We start from the raw sequence: 18,848 nt of genomic DNA, 5'->3' as shown, positions 1-18,848 counted from the left end.
TATTTGATGCTATTGATAAACTCAATAGCAGACCAAGAAAATGTTTGGGTTATAGAACGCCCTATGGAGTATTCGAAGAACTAACAGGCATAACCAGAGAAAAAATTATCGTGGGGTATGCACTTATGTCTTGAATTCACCCTTTTTAAGGATTTAGGAATAAGCTGAAAATTGATCTAGACAAATTACTATTGTTGATTGAATTACTCTTTACTCTTTACTCTTAAAAAGATAATTTGAGGACGAGTATGTTTTTGGGCAATATCTGATTATAGTAGGTAAATTTTTCTATTTGTTTTTTTGATGTGCAATAAAAAATACGCATATAGCGTCTTATGATTTTTTAGTGGCGGTGAAAGAGGGATTCGAACCCTCGATACGATTTCTCGTATACACGCTTTCCAGGCGTGCTCCTTCAACCACTCGGACATTTCACCAAATAATATCTCAGTATAATATATGTCTTACCCTTTATAGGTCAAGAGATATTTCTTTACTAATGATCAGATGGGCAATTTATCAGCTTTAATAGATTTTAAGTCCATCAAAGATCTATTTATAGATTCTATTAGCATGAAGGTTATTTATCGTCTGGCTTAGGGATATTAAGCGCTTCATGTAACCATTCAATTAGTTCTTTGGGTGCTTCTTTTAAACTATTAGAGCCCCTAGTAATTGTAGCTATACCAACCCCTAATTCTTCTTTTAAATCGCGTTGGCTTTTTGATTTTTTTAAAAGCTCTTCAACGATTCTGACTCTCATGGTGAGAGCACTTCTTTCGTCCGGGGTTAATAGTAAAGACAGGAGTTCATAATGAAAATTTTTCTCAAAGCCTTCTTTAAGTAGCTTAACAGAATCCTGCCACTTGAGTTTGTCTGGGGTATTTTCATTCATAGTAGATACTCATTGATAGAAGTTGTTTGCTCAAGACCTAAATAGATAGTTCTGAAAAATAGATATTTTTTAAGAGTTATCTTTTTTCGCTAGTATAGCTTATTTCATATGAATTAGCGATTTAAGTTGTTGTGAAAAAGTCCTTAAAATTTAGAAGGGTAAAGTCATTAAAACGTGAAAATTAGGTCTTTTATGGACTCGAGTGTGACTGCTTTTGTCAGTATTATTCGCGCATTGTAAGTTTTGTGTTCTGTTTGGTATTTTTATAGTTTGTGGCTCGCATCATTTTATTTCCTATTATCTTCTGTACTTTGTATCGTTGTTTTATGCAATAAAACAGTCTTTTAAAATGTGATAATTATCACAAAACAAAGGGTTTAATGTTAAAAATCTATCATATTTTGCGGTTTTGTGAAGCGAGACAAGGTAATGGGGTGCACAAATGGCATAATCACTTTCTGATTGTTCAATTATCAGTTATCAGTTAAACAATTATTTTACTTAATCTCGCAAAATGTTTGTATGGAATTTTTCATAATTATAGGCTATTGATATAAACGCTGTTACTTATAGTGTTTTTATTCCATCGTACATTAGGCGTATACCCAACCTTTTTTGCTATTTTTACGGACGAGGAGTCTTATTATGCGTTATGCTGAGCCAGGTACTGCGGATTCAAAAATTCATTTCAAAGCCAAATATGATAATTTTATAGGAGGACAATTTGTCGCGCCCGTCAAAGGACAATATTTTGAAAACCAAAGCCCAGTAACAGGAAAAACATTTTGCCATATAGCCAGAAGCACAAAAGAGGATATTGAGTTGGCACTTGATGCTGCACATAAAGCGGCTCCTGCATTCGGTAAAATGTCTGTTGCACAAAGATCTCTTATGCTGCATCAAATTGCTGACAAGATGGCAGCTAACTTAGAGAAGTTAGCTGTAGCGGAAACTTGGGATAACGGTAAACCGATAAGAGAAACACTCAATGCCGATATTCCTTTAGCGATAGATCATTTCAGATATTTTGCAGGTTGTCTTCGTGCACAAGAAGGAGGCATCAGTCAAATAGATGATGAAACGGTCGCTTATCATTTTCATGAGCCTTTAGGGGTTGTTGGACTTATTATTCCTTGGAATTTTCCTCTTTTAATGGCGGTATGGAAATTAGCGCCAGCATTAGCAGCAGGGAATGCTGTGGTCTTAAAACCTGCGGAGCAAACACCTGCGAGCATTATGGTGTTAATCGAACTGATTGCTGATTTATTACCGCCTGGAGTGCTGAATGTCGTTAATGGTTTTGGCGAAGAAGCAGGTAAACCTTTGGCATTGAGCCCAAGAATTGCAAAAATCGCCTTTACAGGAGAAACCAAGACAGGTCAACTTATCATGCAATATGCTACAGAAAATATTATCCCTGTCACTTTAGAGTTAGGAGGTAAAAGCCCGAATATTTTCTTTGAAGATGTAATGAATCATGAAGATGACTATTTAGATAAGGCTTTGGAAGGTTTTACTCTATTTGCGTTAAATCAAGGAGAAATTTGTACTTGCCCTAGCCGAGTGCTCATTCAAGAGTCCATAGCAGATAAATTTTTGGCGATGGCCGTTGAGAGAGTAAAGCAAATAAGAACAGGACATCCCCTAGATACAGAGACTATGGTTGGAGCTCAAGCTTCTTTAGAGCAATTACAGAAAATTGAGTCATATTTAACGTTAGGGCGAGAAGAGGGTGCTCAATTATTAAGTGGTGGTCATGTAAGACACATGGAAGACAATTTAGCGGGTGGCTACTACATAGAGCCCACTATTTTTAAAGGGGATAACAAAATGCGAATTTTCCAAGAAGAGATTTTTGGACCAGTCGTTTCGGTAACTACATTTAAAGATGAAGCTGAAGCTTTAAAAATAGCCAATGATAGTATGTATGGGTTAGGTTCAGGTCTTTGGACTCGCGATATGAATCGAGCTTATCGAGTGGGTAGAGGGATTCAAGCGGGACGTGTATGGACAAATTGCTATCATCTTTATCCAGCGCATGCAGCGTTTGGAGGATATAAAAAATCAGGAATTGGCAGAGAAAATCACCATGTGATGTTAAGTCATTATCAACAAACGAAAAATTTACTGATAAGTTACAGTACGAAGGCATTAGGTTTCTTTTAATTTAAGTGCACATATTCAATATCTACTGGCTTTTAGAAAAATAAAAAGAGTTTGTTCATGGGATTAAGGTATACACCCTCTGATAGTACTACTTATGTCCCATAAGTTAGCTTTTCTACTCAATTTATTATACTATTGAGACTAATAGCCAATTAGTAAATTTTTGTATGTTTGTTGCTTTGTATTTTGATGATAAGGTTTGCTTAATTGTTTGCTGTTTCTCAAAGTATGTGGTCCAGCTATTTACATTTTTCTCTTGGCTTTAGAGAAAAAAGTTAAGAGCCAGCTAAACTTACATTGTGTTTTAAACTTAGGACGGTTGAATAGACCGTCCATTTTTTTAGCTGTTGATACCAGATTTTATTTTTTAGTCAATCATTTTTAAACTATCTTAAGTAATAGGAATTAACCTTAATTGGAGAAAGTCATGAGTGTAAGAATAGAAGAAGATTTATTAGGCCAAAGAGAGGTCTCTAATGATGTTTATTATGGTGTTCATACGCTACGCGCTATGGAAAACTTTAATATAAGTGACAGCAAAATCAGTGATATTCCTGAGTTTGTTCGTTCAATGGTCATGGTGAAAAAAGCTGTTGCACTTGCAAATGGTGAACTTAAAGTGCTGCCTAAAGCGATTGTCGATGTAATTATTAAGGCCTGTGATGAAGTGCTTGATAAAGGCAAATGTTTAGATCAATTTCCAATTGATGTCTATCAAGGCGGAGCAGGTACCTCTGTTAATATGAATACCAATGAGGTTTTAGCTAATATCGGCCTCGAATTAATGGGACACCAAAAAGGGGAATATGAATTTTTAAACCCTAATGATCACCTCAACAAATCACAATCCACTAATGATGCCTACCCAACTGGTTTTCGTATTGCACTATATCAAGTATTGATGAATTTAATTGACGCGATTGAACATTTACGTATTGGCTTTTCAAACAAAGCGAACGAGTTCAGCGATGTACTTAAAATGGGTCGAACTCAATTACAAGATGCTGTGCCTATGACATTAGGACAGGAATTCAAAGCGTTTGATGTATTACTCAGTGAAGAGAAAAAAAATATTCACTATGTTGCTAAGTTACTTTTAGAAGTCAATTTAGGAGCAACCGCGATTGGGACCTCTTTAAATACCCCAGCAGGTTATCCCGAATTAGCAGTAAAAAAACTCTCTGAAGTGACAGGATTTGATTGCACTCTCGCTGAACATCTGATTGAAGCAACTTCAGATTGTGGTGCTTATGTGATGGTACACGGCGCATTAAAGCGTACAGCAGTCAAATTATCCAAAATTTGTAATGACTTACGTTTGTTATCTTCGGGGCCTAGGGCAGGATTAAAAGAAATTAACTTACCTGAAATGCAAGCGGGTTCATCTATTATGCCAGCTAAAGTAAATCCTGTGATCCCAGAGGTTGTAAATCAAGTCTGTTTTAAAGTGATTGGTAATGATACATGCATTACGATGGCGGCAGAAGCAGGTCAATTACAACTTAATGTGATGGAGCCAGTGATTGCCCAAGCAATGTTTGAGTCTATCTCTTTATTGCATCGTGCGTGTTTCAACTTAAGAGATTATTGCATCGATGGGATCACTGCAAATAAATCACGTTGTGAAGAGTATGTCTTTAACTCTATAGGTATTGTGACTTATTTAAACCCTTTTATTGGGCACCATAACGGTGATATTGTTGGTAAAATTTGTGCTCAAACAGGCAAAAGTGTCAGAGAAGTGGTGTTAGAAAGAGGTCTACTGACAGAAGCTGAGCTTGATGATATTTTATCGTTAGAAAATTTCATGAATCCTAAATATAAGGCTAAAAAAATTGAAGAATAAAGGCTTATTATGATTGAGTCGCACACTTAACAGTGCATGTAATTTCCATGACTAGCACAAAAATAAATACACCTAGAATCAGAGAGACTTAAAAATAATTACTTAAGCCACTCTGGTTTTAGGTGTAAATGGCATGATTTGGCAATACAACTAGATTTATTACCTTCAATAAATAGTTGTATCTTTGCATATACTCAATCGAAATAAAGATGCAGGTTTTAGCATTATTTAACGCAACTAAGACGGCATCGGAATAATATATCCCTTCCCAACTTAAAATCATATCAGTATAACTCAAAGGCAGTTTAAGGTGTTAGGCTGTTTTTATGAGTTTAATAACGTATTAGATTTAGAAAAAACAAAAAAACTCTCCTTAAAATTGTCAGGTGAGGGTTTTTTAAATGAAGTTAGATCATAAAATGGGGATTCTGACGCTTCTAATAATAATTACCCTTAAGTTTGTGCGTGTTTAAAGTCACTTAGAGAATAGTCAATATCTCATTTAAGTCTGGTAATTAACATTTTTTTCAGGCTGAGGAAATTTTTAGTTTATTTAATTGTCGAATTCATAGGCAGTTTATCTAATTATAATTGTTGCTTTTCTAGGGTTTAGAATAATTATATGCTATAATCAATTGTCAAATTTTTAACTGTATGAGCTTAATTTATTTCATAAGAGTTTTTAAGTAGTTGGTGATTTATCAGGCATTACTACATGAAAAATGATAATTAAGCTGATGCCTTAACAAGGACTATTGCTCTCCCTTATAAAGCAATAGAGTTATTATCTTGATAATGAGAAGTTATAACTGATTGATTAGATTAATTATAATAAAAAACAACTCATCTTATAAGATTTAATTACTCTTTTTACTTGAGGATTTTTGCATTTATGCGTATAATCCGTCGCCTTTATGGGCGTGTAAGTTGGGTTGCACAAGTCTGGTTACCTAAGATTGATTCGCGCTCAAAACCCAAAGAAGGCCCGAATTCATCAGATTTATTGGAGATAAAATCATGTCACAAGTATGTCAAGTGACCGGCAAAAAGCCATTAGTTGGTAATCACCGCTCACATGCAATGAATGCGACTAAACGTCGTTTTTTACCTAATTTACAGTCTCACCGTTTTTGGGTTGAGTCAGAAAAGCGTTTTGTTAAACTACGTGTATCGACTAAAGGTATGCGTATTATCGATAAAAAGGGCATTGATGCAGTTCTTAGCGAACTTCGTGCTCGTGGCGTTAAATTCTAAGGAGTAAGTCATGGCTAAAGGTATTCGCGAAAAAATCAAATTAGTTTCATCTGCTGGTACAGGTCACTTTTATACAACGACTAAAAATAAACGTACTATGCCTGAAAAAATGGAAATGAAAAAATATGATCCAGTTGTTCGTCAACACGTGATCTATAAAGAAGCAAAAATCAAGTAATTTTTTTTCATATTTGTGTATGAACGCTTAATTTTAAACAATTAAGCGTTTTTTTTGCCTAAGTAATTGTTGAAATAAATTTTACGATAATTTTGTCTTCCTATTTCCAATTCCTGCTGATAGACTCCTCTGAATAAATGTATAAACCTTATGGAATTTTCTATCTAATGCAGTGCGCAGTAAGTTTAATATCTAAAGGTCGCTTGAGCTAAATAAGGACCCTAATCAATTTTGCCATCAATCGGATATTGTTTGTATTGATCTCTTAAAAGCAAATAAAAAGTTGCGACATTCAGCTGCTATAACAGGCCTGACTCCCTAAAAGATAGAGCTTTATTATGGCCTACAATAATGTGATCGAGCAGTACAATTTCGCAAGTTTCACACGCACGAAAAATTTTATGTGTTAACGAAATATCAGCTTCACTCGGTTTTAAAAATCCCGAAGGATGGTTATGAGCGATAATGATAGACTTTGCATGACAAGTTAAAGCCGCTTTTACAATTTCTCTAGGGTAGACAGCTATCTGGTTTAAAGTCCCAGAAAACATTTTTTTATGACGAATCATTCGTTGCTGGTTATCTAAAAAAAGCACAACAAAAGATTCAATTTCTTCTTTTCCTAATAGATGACATAAAAATCTCTTTGTAGTCTGTGGGTTATCGAGTAAACATCCCTCTTCAAGAGCATTGAGCATATATCGCTTTGCGATTTCACCGATGGCTTTTAATAGAGTAAATTTAGCAAGACCAATACCTTTAGTCGCAAAGAGTTCCTCTGCATCAGCATGGATAAGTCCGTGTAATCCATTAAATTGGCTCAATAGTCCTTGAGTCCAAGGCATAACATTCATCCCTTTAGTACCTGTAGAGAGTAAAATGGCTAACAGCTCAACATCATTTAACTTATCAGCCCCTTCTTTTAGAAGATGTTCTCTCGGTGGGGCTGAATAAAATGGATTTAATGTAACTGATTTAAGTTTTTTATCGATTTTGTGTTTTTGACTTTTCATCCATGAATACCTATGTCTTTTTAATCAAGTAGGCTAATCCGTGTTTTTTTAAAGGATAGACAGGATATCCCGTAGCATCTTTCCAATAGATTGTTTATCGAGAAATAAAATGTCTAATCAGATAAATATTATACGTTATAATTGAATCAATAAATAAATTGCGGCATAAAACTAAGATTTTTTTGATTGATGATGTTGAAGTGGAAGGTTTTGAGGCTTTTTTGCAGACTAAGTCAAATTTGCTAAGAGGCGACTAGGTAGGAATACCCTCTAGAGTTGGCATTGATCTGAAAAGCCATTTAGATTTAATTGATAAATATAGCAATGCTAGTCATAATGATTTATGCAAAAGATATCAATGATACTACTGGTAGACTCTATTTTGTTAATTTTTTCTCTAATAATTGATAAAAACTAAGATACCCTCATACCTTATTTAAATTATACTTATGAGATCTATATGATAAAAAGGATAAAATGATGAATCATACCACCGAGGCTAGCTTGGATAAAGGGTGCCAAAGCACAAAATCAATTTTAACTGGGGTTAACTGTCTTATTGGGATCACTGGGGGAATTGCTGCGTATAAAATCCCCGAAGTTGTCAGAAGATTAAGAGATAATGGGGCTAATGTCAGAGTGGTAATGACAGAAGGTGCTAAGGCATTTATAACTCCTCTCACGCTTCAAGCGGTAAGTGGGCATCCTGTAGCAACGACATTGCTCGATGAATCAGCTGAAGCAGCCATGGGACACATTGAACTTGCTAAATGGGCCGATATTGTCGTGGTAGCGCCTGCAAGCGCTGATTTTATAGGCCGGTTAAATGCAGGCTTGGCAAATGATTTATTAACCACGCTATTATTGGCAACTGCTGCGCCTATAGCAATTGTGCCAGCCATGAATCAGCAAATGTATCACTCTGCATTAGTTCAAAGGAATTTACGCGAATTATCAACAATGCCTTCAATTAAAATATGGGGACCAGCATTAGGCTCTCAAGCATGCGGAGATATAGGCAAAGGACGGATGATTGAACCAAGTGAAATTGTAACGCGTATACAACATGAAATTGAAGGGAATGTTTCACAAAATCCAGAACCACAAAACGAAATAGAACATGCTGAGCATGATGAAAAATTTACTGAACGCAAAGATATTTCTCTGCGCGGACTTCGTATTATGATAACAGCGGGACCTACCAGAGAAGCACTCGATCCGGTAAGGTATATCAGTAATCATAGTTCAGGGAAAATGGGGTACTCAATCGCTCAAGCAGCTTCATTACGGGGCGCACTTGTTACATTAATCTCTGGACCTGTAAATCTTCCAAAACCCGAGGGTGTTGAAATGATTTCAGTAGTTAGTGCGCTAGAGATGTATCAGGCTGTTCATCAAAAGATAGAAGAGCAAGATATATTCATCGGTACAGCAGCTGTAGCCGACTATAGAATGCAAGAAGTAAACGCTCAAAAAATTAAGAAAAAGAAAGAACAAGTCACACTGGCACTGACATTAGTGCAAAACCCTGATATTATTCATTCAGTAGCTCAACTAAAGAAAAGACCCTACGTTGTAGGGTTTGCAGCAGAAACGCAAGAAGTAGCAAAATATGCACAAGATAAGCTTAAACGCAAAGATCTTGATATGATTTGTGCTAATGATGTGAGTGATGTTGAAATAGGATTTAATAGTGATAATAATCAGCTGCTTATTTTGACCAAGGGCGGAATAGAAGTGACATTGAAAGACAGTAAAATAGAGTTAGCTCATACTTTATTAACGATGATAAAAAATGAGCTAAAACTCTCTCAGTAATGTCTGATTTCCTTTACTGCACTAAAAACGTATTTAATAATTAGATGTGAATATAAGGCTAACAAGCAGGACAAAAAAGTGAATTGATAGCTCAGGTTAATTCTTTAAAAACAAAAATAAAGAAAAAAATAAAAGCGGCTAACAAAAAATACGTGAATTTGCAATAAATTAACATAAAGAATTAATAGGATAAGACGAAAGCAGCAGTTAATTAACAATATATAATATGAGATTTAATATCTTGTGATATGTGAGTTGATGGAGATATGCTTACTATTAATTGCTTTAAACACTCAAAATTATTAATAATTACCACAAGGAAAGAATGATGCAATCAGTTGACGTAAAAATACTCAATGATAAGATTGGGAAAAGTATAGAGTTACCTACCTATGCAACAGAAGGATCTGCTGGATTAGATCTCCGGGCGTGTCTTGATGAGTCTGTCACTTTAAAGCCAGGTGAAACTCAACTTATTGGAACAGGTATTGCTATTCATATAGGTGATCCTGGTCTAGCAGCAATGTTACTTCCTCGCTCTGGTTTAGGTCACAAACATGGTATTGTTCTTGGTAATTTAGTCGGGCTTATCGATTCTGATTATCAAGGAGAACTGATGATATCTGTCTGGAATAGAGGACAGACGACATTTATCATTGAACCTGGTGAAAGAATTGCTCAGCTCGTTTTAGTGCCAGTGGTACAAGCGAAATTTAACCTGGTAAGTGATTTTCAATTGACTCAAAGAGCTGAGGGTGGCTTTGGTCACACAGGCCGTAAATAAGTCAGTAGTTATTTGAGTTGTGTTTGATGTACGGCTAATCTACTTTGTTATTCTATAAAAGTAAGTGAGCTAAGCCCTTGAGAAATTAAGAGTAATATAATGAGATAACTTATCCAAGTGTAGAGGAGAAGAAACGCTTGTTTAAGTAGCTTTTAATTTTTAATACCTAAAATCAGCATAGCAGATTTAATTAATCAGTATAAGGATATATAGACATGAAAATATCTCAATTTTCGTTTAGTATAATCAGTTTAATGATGAGCTCAGCCCTTTTTGCGATGGCTCCAAAACCCGTAGAAGAAACACCCTCAAAAGTTGCCCAAGAAATTAATAATCCCCCTGCAACAATCGATGAAAATAAAGTCAAAACAGAGAGTAATACACCTGATGGTAGCTTAAGTTCATCAGTCATGTTAGCGATGCTAGAAGATAACCGTTGGGAGCTTATCGATGCAAAGAAAAATGACGGGACTCCACTGGTTGGTTTAGAGCATCTAATAAGCCAGGATACGCCTAATGTAGAGCTTAGGTTTTCAAATGGCCGAGTGAATGCAAATTATACGTGTAATCAACAAATGGCTGGATTCAGTCTGGCTGAAAATAACAGTATAACTTTTGGTGCAGTTGCCCAAAATATGCGTGCTTGCGTGAATCCCAATATCGCTATTAGAGATGATAGCGTCATTAGCATTTTATCAACTGCACAAACCCCAATTATCGATAGGTCAAATAAGCAACCGTTGTTGACGCTTCGTGATGCCAATAATACAAGTTTTACTTTTAAAGGATTTATTACTCCTGAGGCCTATTTTGATCAGGAAGGGACAGTCTTATTTTTTGAAGTTAAACCGACATCAGGTTCTTGTAGTTCTAATGGGCAGAAGGCTAATACTTGTCTTTATGTTCGCGAAATTCAATATGATGAATCCTATAGAAAAATCATTCCAAACGAAGCATGGCAAGAAATTCCTGCGGCTAATATTTACAATTTCTCTTTAGAGGCTGGTTATTATCATACAATTAGGGTAAGACGCTTTGAGTTTGATAAAAATAGTGAGTCGTCAAACGTACCTTTTTCTGGTGTTTCAACAGCTTTTCCTTTTTATGTCTTAGAACTTGTCGTTGAGATGAGTGAGTCAGGCCAGCAATGATGGGAGTAAGGGCGCAGCAAAAAGAGCGCACTCGGCGTAATTTAGTTGAAGCTGCATTTAATCAATTAAGTGCCGACAGAAGTTTTTCTCAATTGAGCTTAAGAGAAGTTTCAAGAGAAGCTGGCATCGCTCCGACCTCATTTTATCGTCATTTTAAAGATATGGATGAGTTAGGGCTTACCATGGTCGATGAGAGTGGTTTAATGCTTAGGCAATTAATGCGTCAATCTCGACAACGTATTGCAAGAGGAGGGAGTGTTATTCGCACCTCTGTTGAAACGTTTATGGAGTTTATTGCAAATAAACCTAACGCATTTAGGCTCTTGTTGCGTGAACGGTCAGGTACTTCGGAAGCATTTCGTTTTGCTGTTGCTAGGGAAGTGCAACATTTTATAGCAGAACTTGCAAGCTACCTAGAAGCTGCGAACAAAATGCCAAGAGTATTTGCAGAAGCTCAAGCAGAAGCTATTGTCATTATTGTCTTTAATGCAGGGGCTGAGGCGCTAGATAGTGATGCATACGATAGGTTAACCCTTCAAGAGCGTCTTATCATACAGCTTAGGATGATCTCAAAAGGGGCACTGCATTGGCATAGACGAGAGCAACAAAAAAACAAACAAGCAAAAAAGAAAAATCATTAATGTCTCTTTAGGAAATTATGAACTATTTCTTAAAGAGACTACTCATTCTATAAATGTACCTACTTTTTAATTTAGGCTGCCATTTTTAATTGGAGATATAAATCAGTCAAGTAACATAATAGCAGATAAATCATCACCTAAATTTACTTTACTGATAATGACGTCAAGCTTTTTTTCTATATCTTGGTTATGTTGTTTTAAAGTGTGATAGCTGTAGAACATGGTGATGATATCGGATTGTTCTATAGGCTTTCTTGATGCAATTACACTCAATGAAGTCTTAAGGTAAAAATAATCCGTTAGCAAATAATAGAATTGGCGTAGACTATTTTTTAGATCTCTTCCAGGAAATGAGTCGTTATAAAAACGGTATAAGAAATAGTTTTTTAAGATGCTAGGGTTAGCCAAAACACCTTCAGAAAGTAAATTATCCCAATAACAATTGATTTGTGAAAATTTATTATTAAGGTATTCAGCATCCATCTCTTCTGACAAATTATCAAAAAATGCCAGAACGCTACTGTTATTTGCAGTTAAATAAGGTCTTGCTCTACTATTAGAATAATCATTACTTATTGTTTGAAATAAGATAAGTAGCGTTATTTTAAGTTTGCTGGCACTGCTTTTAATTGGATTTCTGGTCTTTTCCTCTGGAGGATTTTGAAGTTCATTGATTAATGCGAAAAATATCCCTTCTATTTGCTCGAGGTGAGTATTTACATCAAAGTTCACTTTTTCGCAAAAGAGCAAAAATTTAATAACAGCGTATAAGTTTTCTTCAATATGTCGACTCGGTGACATAATTATATTAGAACAATACAAGTTGATTATTTTATGGGCTGGGTTAAAAGAAGCGATATTATCGTATTTAGGTATTATTTCGATACTTTGTGCTTGCAACATCGAATCTTCATCAAAAAGAACAAGTCTTGTAGCTTCTGGGCATGACAAGGATAAAGAATTTAATTTTTCTTCTTTGAAATTTTTTGTTAATCTAGGATAGGTTGTACAGGTTTGGCTTAAAGCATTAGCTCCCATATGTTTATATACAGAACAAAGTTTGTCTGTATCTAATAAAGGGCAGTCTCCTTGCTCATTTAATTTTATTTGTCCATAATTTAGTTGATTTTTTTTGAGTATGGTCATTTGATTTTCTGCAACGTCTCTAATCAAAATCACATCACTATTTTTATATTTATTGTAAGTCTCTTTATCGATATTAACACTCCAGCCTCGACAGCAATGCTCGACACATGAATTACCAATACATTGAAAGCGGGAAAAGTAATTAGGTGTTGTTACGTGTAGTTCTTTCATATAATAATCCTATGTTAATATAAATCCTTGAAGTGTTTTAAGTGTAAATATATTGTAACAAACAATTGTCGAAATGTATTAGATATCTAGTCTTAAGCACCTTTCTTGTTGAAAGATTTTAACGGAAATTGCATAGCTTAAAATTAATTATACTAAACCTTTATTCTATAGCAAGGAAGGATATAGACGATACCCCCCCTTAAATATACCGAAGCAGTTCTATTTGAATTAATTGTAATACATTTTTTTCGATGTTCTGCACTTATACTCAATGAAAATCAAAATACAGGTTTTGGCATTACTTAACATCCACTCAAGAGGCATCGGAAGAATATCCGCACCTGCAACTTGTAATAACTTCAATATATTTGTTGAATTTACCATTTGTTAATTATTCTCAGACTAAGAACTATCTGATTCTGGTGTCATTTGGATTTACATCCTTGTGTGCATAAAAAAACCGCCTTTCGGCGGTTTAAATTTATTTATTAGTTTGAATTAAATTAACGTAATAAAGAAAGTACATTTTGTGGAACTTGGTTTGCTTGCGCAAGAACAGAAGTACCAGCCTGTTGCAAGATTTGAGCTCTACTCATGTTTGAAACTTCAACTGCATAGTCTGCATCCTCGATGCGGCTACGTGAAGAAGTTAAGTTATTAACGGTAGTACCCAAGTTATTAATAGTTGAATCTAGACGGTTTTGAACAGCCCCTAAGTCACCACGTAATTGATCAACTTTAGAAATTGCTGCATCAATAGTCGCTAATGGATCTGATGTTGCACCACTTAGGAAATTTTTAGCTGTAAAATTAGTACCATCAATAGTAAAAGCAGCGACTGCAGGAGCAGTTGTTACATCTGCATCATCAATGTTAAGACCAATATAATACACTCCACCAGCCGTTAAGCCTTGAGATTCAAGTATTGTAACATCTGTTGGAGCCGCGGCATCACCTAAGGTTACTTTTGCAAATAAGTTACCATTCGCATCGGCTAATACTGCAGGATCCACAGTAGAAGTTGAAATGCCGAAAGCATCTTCAATCGTTGTACCTTGAGCAGCAGCAGTACCTGATGCTACTTGCGTAGTATCACCGAAAATAGCCTTGAAAGTTGTTGCATTTGCAGCGGCTAAAGCACCTTGAGGACCATTTACATTAAATGTTGATAGGCCAAGAGTCAAGCTATCAGTTTTTTTCAAATTAATAGTAATGGTCTCATTATCATTAGCGCCAACTTGGAGTGTTAAATTGTTATCTTTTGCAAGCACATCCACACCATTGAACTGTGTTTGTTCAGATATACGGTCAATTTCAGCTAGACGTTGTTTAACTTCTGATTGAATTGAGTTTAAATCCGTTTGAGAGTTTGAGCCATTAGCTGCTTGGACTGAAAGCTCACGAACACGTTGTAAGTTGTTATTGATTTCATTTAAAGCACCTTCGGTGGTTTGAGCAATTGAAATACCATCCATAGCATTACGGCGAGCTTGTGTTAAACCTTTTATGTTCGAAGTAAAACGGTTTGCAATCGCTTGGCCTGCTGCGTCATCTTTAGCACTGTTGATACGCATACCAGAAGATAAACGCTCTATAGCAGTACCTAAGGCAGATTGTGATTTACTTAAGTTTAATTGAGTGTTTAATGACATTATGTTTGTATTGATAATAGACATATAGAGCCCCTTATTTTTTTTAAGTCATATCTATTTATTAATAGATTATGACGAGATATTTTTACAACATATTAGTAGTTTATGCTGACTGCTTCATGCAGTTGCAATTATATTAACGTCTGACATTTCGTTTACTTTAGTAAAAAAGTGTGTTTTTTTTGGGGTTTGCTTTTATATTGTTTATTGGAGGTGTTATTTGTAAATTAAATCAATACTATATATTTAAGAGGGTGGTTTTTATTTACTTTTCTTTAATATTTAGGATGCATAATTTTATGTTTTTATAGGAATGAATAAAAAAATGGATATTTATATATTATTTATTTACATTGATAAACATCTTAGGAGGCATACCACTTTCTTGTCTTAACCACCAAGAGCACAAATTAGTAAGGTAGTAATTATCAGCATAGTTAGCATATAACAATACATGGAGAGCCTTCTAATGTTGTTTTGAGTGATCTTTGAAATTATACTTAATGAAGAGAAATAGAGTAAAATTAATCTTTTTGAAGTGAAATAAGCAATCAGCTACAGTATGGACTATAATTTATAGTCTTTTGTTTTCTAAAAACCGCCTTGCGGCGGTTTAAAAAATAAGGGGTTAATTAATACGAAGAAAAATTATCGAAGCAAAGAAAGTACATTCTGTGGAACTTGGTTAGCTTGGGCTAATACAGATGTACCTGCTTGTTGCAAAATTTGTGCTCTACTCATGTTTGATACCTCTACTGCATAATCTGCATCTTCGATACGGCTACGTGAAGAAGTCAAATTGTTAACAGTGGTCCCTAAGTTGTTGATAGTTGAATCAAGACGATTTTGTACCGCACCCAAGTCACCACGGATTGCGTCAACTTGCGCAATTGCTTCATCTATAGCAGCTAATGGGCTAGTTGTTGAGCCACTTAAAAATGTTTGAGCAGTAAATTTGCTGCCATCGATAGTAAATGCTGCCTCAGTAGGATCGGTTGTTACATCTGCATCATCGATGTTTAAACTAACATAGTAATCCTGTCCTGCTTTTAAACCTTGAGTTTCTAATATAGTCACATCTGTTGCTTCAGCAGCGTCCCCTAAAGTAACTTTAGCAAATAAATTTCCATTGGCATCAGTTAAAACCGCAGGATCGACTACTGCATCACTAATTCCAAAAGCATCTTGAATCGTTGTACCTAGATCGGCTACCGTACCTGATGCAACTTGTGTTGTTTGCCCAAAGATTTTTTGGAAGGTAGCTGCATCCGCTGCAGCTAAGGTCCCTTGAGGTCCATTCACATTGAAAGTTGCAAGTCCTAATGTAGTACTATCTGTTTTTTTCAGATTAATCGTAATAGTTTCATTATCATTAGCACCTACTTGAAGAGTAAGGTTGTTATTTTTAGCAAGAACATTAACACCATTGAATTGTGTTTGTCCTGAAATACGATCTATTTCGTTCAAACGTTGCTTAACTTCTGCTTGGATAGAGTTTAAATCAGTTTGTGAATTTGAACCGTTTGCCGCTTGAACAGATAATTCACGTACACGTTGTAAGTTGTTATTGATTTCGTTTAATGCGCCTTCAGTTGTTTGTGCAATTGAAATACCATCCATCGCATTACGACGAGCTTGAGCAAGCCCTTTGATGTTAGATGTAAAACGGTTAGCGATTGCTTGACCTGCTGCATCGTCTTTTGCGCTATTAATACGCATGCCAGAAGATAAACGCTCAATAGCTGTACCTAATGCAGATTGTGAACGGCTTAAATTTAATTGTGTGTTTAGTGACATCACATTTGTATTGATAATAGACATAATAAACTCCTTGTATTATTGTATCAAAACCTTGATTAAGAATGTCTTAATAGGGTGCTTTAAAAGCGTTTCCACATTTTCTTGTAGAGACATTAATCTTGTCGACCTAGCATATTTTTTCTTTAACCTATGAAATTAGGAAAAAGTGATAAAATACGAAAATTCGGCTTTTTTGCGTCATTTTATGTTTATAATCAATATCCTATATAATTGAAATGTATTGTTATTTTACGTAATAACTTGTAAATGAAAGCTATTTCAATTCAAATGGTTTAAAAATTGAACATATAAATATGACTAGAAAAGAAATTATTTAGGTGGCTATTGCAATTAATCTAAATTAGTTTAACTCGCTCAATCGAATATTTTTTATTAAATATCAAGAGTGTAATCTATAATCTAGCTAGGTACTATTTATAATCTTATAATCACTTAAACGGTAATGCCCTTTATATGAGATATTTAAGAGTTTTCGTCTTGTCTAAAATCAAAATCAAAATCAAAATCAAAATCAAAATCAAAACAACCAATTTTTAATCAGTTCACCCCCCAAAATAATAATGAAAAGAGCACTAGTAATGAAATAAGAACGAAACAAAACTAAAATAGGACGAAGAGAGTGAAATAAGAGCTAGCTCCTCTGCCATCAATTAATATGTATTTGTTTTTCTCTCTCTTTTTATAATGGTGTGCATTATGGGTATTTTTAAATTTAATCGTAATGCTATAATGAATTATTTGATTTAAGCACTAGAATAGTTACTTTTAGTAGGGCATAAAGCGTATAATAGCAAGTTGTATTTAGTTGAAACTAACTGATAGATAAGTGATTTTTGACTTTTTATCCCTCTTAGCACCATTTTATGCCAAAGGCACTTGAGGCTTATTTTTTTTCATTTGTACTACATAAGGATAGAAAGGATTTTTTATGAGTATTACCATTAAACATTTAGCATTACATCAGTTAGTTGCAGCTCAACAAGTAAATCCTGAGGAAGGGGCAAAAGTAGAACTCTTAGTAAATGAATCTTTGGTTGAAGTGACCCCTATAGTGGAGGGGATGGTAGAGAAGCTTCATCAACTTTATAGTATGAAAAATAAAGGCTTTGCTGTTTTTTCCCATAAAGCCCAAAGTACTTCAGCACAAATACCAAACGATGATAATAATCAAGTGCAAAATGAAAGCAGTGATTTTGACGTTGTAAATGATGAAATAAGTATTGATCACTCGTCAAATGATAGTGCTCTAGATAATATATACAGAAGAGTCCCATTTGTTGAGTTATTCCAAGCTTTACAAAATGATGAAATGGATTTTTTGATTTTTTCTGAAAAAGCCGCAACTAACCTTGTCCATGAAATCAATCAGTATAGTTTTGCTGAGCCTGGGTTATTGTTAATGTGTCATTATCACCACGTTGCCAATGATTATCTTTATATGGCGATTTTACAACATACCCAAAGTACCAGTGTCAAAAATGACTTTACTATAGAAATTATTGATGCCTTGGATATTGAAAAATCTGACATCATGGCTCGACTAGATATAACGGAATGGACACATAACCAAGACTCATCTCGTTATTTGACCTTTTTAAGAGGCAGGATTGGACGTAAGGTTGGTGACTTTTTCTTAGATTTTTTAGGTGCAGAGACTGGACTTGATCCTAAACGTCAAACGCAAACATTAATTCAGGCGATTGATGATTATTGTGAAGCCCATACGCTTGCAAAAGAAGAAGAGCAACTCTATAAAAAAGATGTTGTCCAGTACTGTCAAGTGCAAGCTAAACAAGGAGAAGAATTATCAATTGAAGGATTATCTTCTTTTTTATCCCCCAAAGAACATCCTGTATTAAGTACTAAGCCCGATGTGGTCGATTTTGCCTCTTTTACTGAGTCAAAAGGCTATGATTTAGCGGATTCATTTCCTGCTGATACGAGCGCTATAAAAAAATTAACTAAATTCACAGGAAGTGGTGGCGGGGTGACCATCAGTTTTACTTCAGAGCAATTAGGGCAAAAAATTGTTTGGGATAAAGAAACGGATACTCTTACGATTAAAGGCACTCCACCGAATCTTCGCGATCAGCTTGAAAGGTTTTATGATTAATTAATTAATAAATTCTATTTATGGTCGAGCTATGGCTGTATAGCATAGTTATAGCTTGCTCATCTGTTATCACAACGAATAAGTGATTAGTACTAGTAGACAGTTAAGTCACTATGATAAAAAGGGTAAAATAAAACCCAAGATCAAAATGTTGCTAATCAATCTAAGGATGGAGTTGATCAGGCTCTAATTGATTTAA

The 18,848-nt window shown here is 35.0% G+C and carries 14 protein-coding genes and 1 tRNA gene; 9 read left to right on the top strand and 6 right to left on the bottom strand.

Annotation, left to right across the window (positions count from 1 at the left end; all coding sequences use genetic code 11):
- Nucleotides 1–347 precede the first annotated feature (347 nt).
- Both ACFFIT_RS06600 and trpR read right to left on the bottom strand, forming a co-directional pair.
- Nucleotides 348–437, bottom strand: a tRNA-Ser gene (locus tag ACFFIT_RS06600).
- A 143-nt stretch (nucleotides 438–580) separates the two neighbouring features.
- The gene (gene trpR / locus ACFFIT_RS06595; protein ID WP_385876854.1) at nucleotides 581–895 is read right to left on the bottom strand and encodes a trp operon repressor; all 315 of its coding nucleotides are present in this window, start codon (nucleotides 893–895) and stop codon (nucleotides 581–583) included.
- A gap of 645 nt (nucleotides 896–1,540) precedes the next feature.
- Here trpR and exaC point away from each other — a divergent pair.
- From exaC to rpmG, 4 genes are all read left to right on the top strand, one after another.
- Entirely contained in the window at nucleotides 1,541–3,061 is a 1,521-nt protein-coding gene (gene exaC, locus ACFFIT_RS06590) for an acetaldehyde dehydrogenase ExaC (RefSeq protein ID WP_385876853.1), read from the top strand.
- Nucleotides 3,062–3,488: 427 nt separating this feature from the next.
- Entirely contained in the window at nucleotides 3,489–4,907 is a 1,419-nt protein-coding gene (aspA, locus tag ACFFIT_RS06585) for an aspartate ammonia-lyase (RefSeq protein WP_385876852.1), read from the top strand.
- A gap of 1,017 nt (nucleotides 4,908–5,924) precedes the next feature.
- Nucleotides 5,925–6,161 carry a 50S ribosomal protein L28 gene (gene rpmB / locus ACFFIT_RS06580; protein ID WP_385876851.1) on the top strand — a complete coding sequence of 79 codons (237 nt, stop codon included), beginning with the start codon at nucleotides 5,925–5,927 and terminating at the stop codon, nucleotides 6,159–6,161.
- 10 nt (nucleotides 6,162–6,171) lie between these two features.
- Nucleotides 6,172–6,339, top strand: coding sequence for a 50S ribosomal protein L33 (rpmG, locus tag ACFFIT_RS06575; protein WP_093318603.1), 168 nt, complete (start codon nucleotides 6,172–6,174; stop codon nucleotides 6,337–6,339).
- A 299-nt stretch (nucleotides 6,340–6,638) separates the two neighbouring features.
- On the opposite strand, the gene radC is transcribed toward rpmG, so the two are convergent.
- A complete protein-coding gene (gene radC / locus ACFFIT_RS06570) occupies nucleotides 6,639–7,352 on the bottom strand; it encodes a RadC family protein (RefSeq protein WP_385876850.1) in 714 nt (237 codons plus the stop codon).
- Nucleotides 7,353–7,829: 477 nt separating this feature from the next.
- On the opposite strand from radC, the gene coaBC reads away from it, so the two are divergent.
- The 4 genes from coaBC to fabR all read left to right on the top strand — a co-directional run bounded on the left by coaBC (nucleotide 7,830) and on the right by fabR (nucleotide 11,746).
- Nucleotides 7,830–9,170: a bifunctional phosphopantothenoylcysteine decarboxylase/phosphopantothenate--cysteine ligase CoaBC gene (gene coaBC, locus ACFFIT_RS06565; RefSeq protein WP_385876849.1), complete on the top strand. Its 1,341-nt coding sequence runs from the start codon at nucleotides 7,830–7,832 to the stop codon at nucleotides 9,168–9,170.
- Nucleotides 9,171–9,495: 325 nt separating this feature from the next.
- A complete protein-coding gene (dut, locus tag ACFFIT_RS06560) occupies nucleotides 9,496–9,954 on the top strand; it encodes a dUTP diphosphatase (protein WP_385876848.1) in 459 nt (152 codons plus the stop codon).
- A 215-nt stretch (nucleotides 9,955–10,169) separates the two neighbouring features.
- Entirely contained in the window at nucleotides 10,170–11,105 is a 936-nt protein-coding gene (locus tag ACFFIT_RS06555) for an META domain-containing protein (protein WP_385876847.1), read from the top strand.
- Nucleotides 11,105–11,746, top strand: a complete 642-nt coding sequence (gene fabR, locus ACFFIT_RS06550) for an HTH-type transcriptional repressor FabR (protein ID WP_385876859.1) — start codon at nucleotides 11,105–11,107, stop codon at nucleotides 11,744–11,746. Before ACFFIT_RS06555 ends, fabR begins: the two co-directional genes overlap by 1 nt.
- A 102-nt stretch (nucleotides 11,747–11,848) precedes the next feature.
- Here the strand turns inward: fabR and fliB are convergent, their stop codons facing one another.
- The 3 genes from fliB to ACFFIT_RS06535 form a co-directional block, all read right to left on the bottom strand.
- A complete protein-coding gene (gene fliB, locus ACFFIT_RS06545; RefSeq protein WP_385876846.1) occupies nucleotides 11,849–13,063 on the bottom strand; it encodes a flagellin lysine-N-methylase in 1,215 nt (404 codons plus the stop codon).
- A 503-nt stretch (nucleotides 13,064–13,566) separates the two neighbouring features.
- Nucleotides 13,567–14,739, bottom strand: coding sequence for a FliC/FljB family flagellin (locus tag ACFFIT_RS06540; protein WP_385876845.1), 1,173 nt, complete (start codon nucleotides 14,737–14,739; stop codon nucleotides 13,567–13,569).
- A gap of 624 nt (nucleotides 14,740–15,363) precedes the next feature.
- Nucleotides 15,364–16,539 carry a FliC/FljB family flagellin gene (locus ACFFIT_RS06535; protein ID WP_446697451.1) on the bottom strand — a complete coding sequence of 392 codons (1,176 nt, stop codon included), beginning with the start codon at nucleotides 16,537–16,539 and terminating at the stop codon, nucleotides 15,364–15,366.
- Between the two features lie 925 nt (nucleotides 16,540–17,464).
- On the opposite strand from ACFFIT_RS06535, the gene yejK reads away from it, so the two are divergent.
- On the top strand, nucleotides 17,465–18,649 hold the full coding sequence (gene yejK, locus ACFFIT_RS06530) for a nucleoid-associated protein YejK (protein WP_385876843.1): 1,185 nt from the start codon (nucleotides 17,465–17,467) through the stop codon (nucleotides 18,647–18,649).
- Nucleotides 18,650–18,848: the final 199 nt, after the last annotated feature.

This window comes from Thorsellia kenyensis, from assembly GCF_042432445.1.
Taxonomy (GTDB): domain Bacteria; phylum Pseudomonadota; class Gammaproteobacteria; order Enterobacterales; family Thorselliaceae; genus Thorsellia; species Thorsellia kenyensis.
This window is presented reverse-complemented; position numbering and strand designations above follow the sequence as displayed.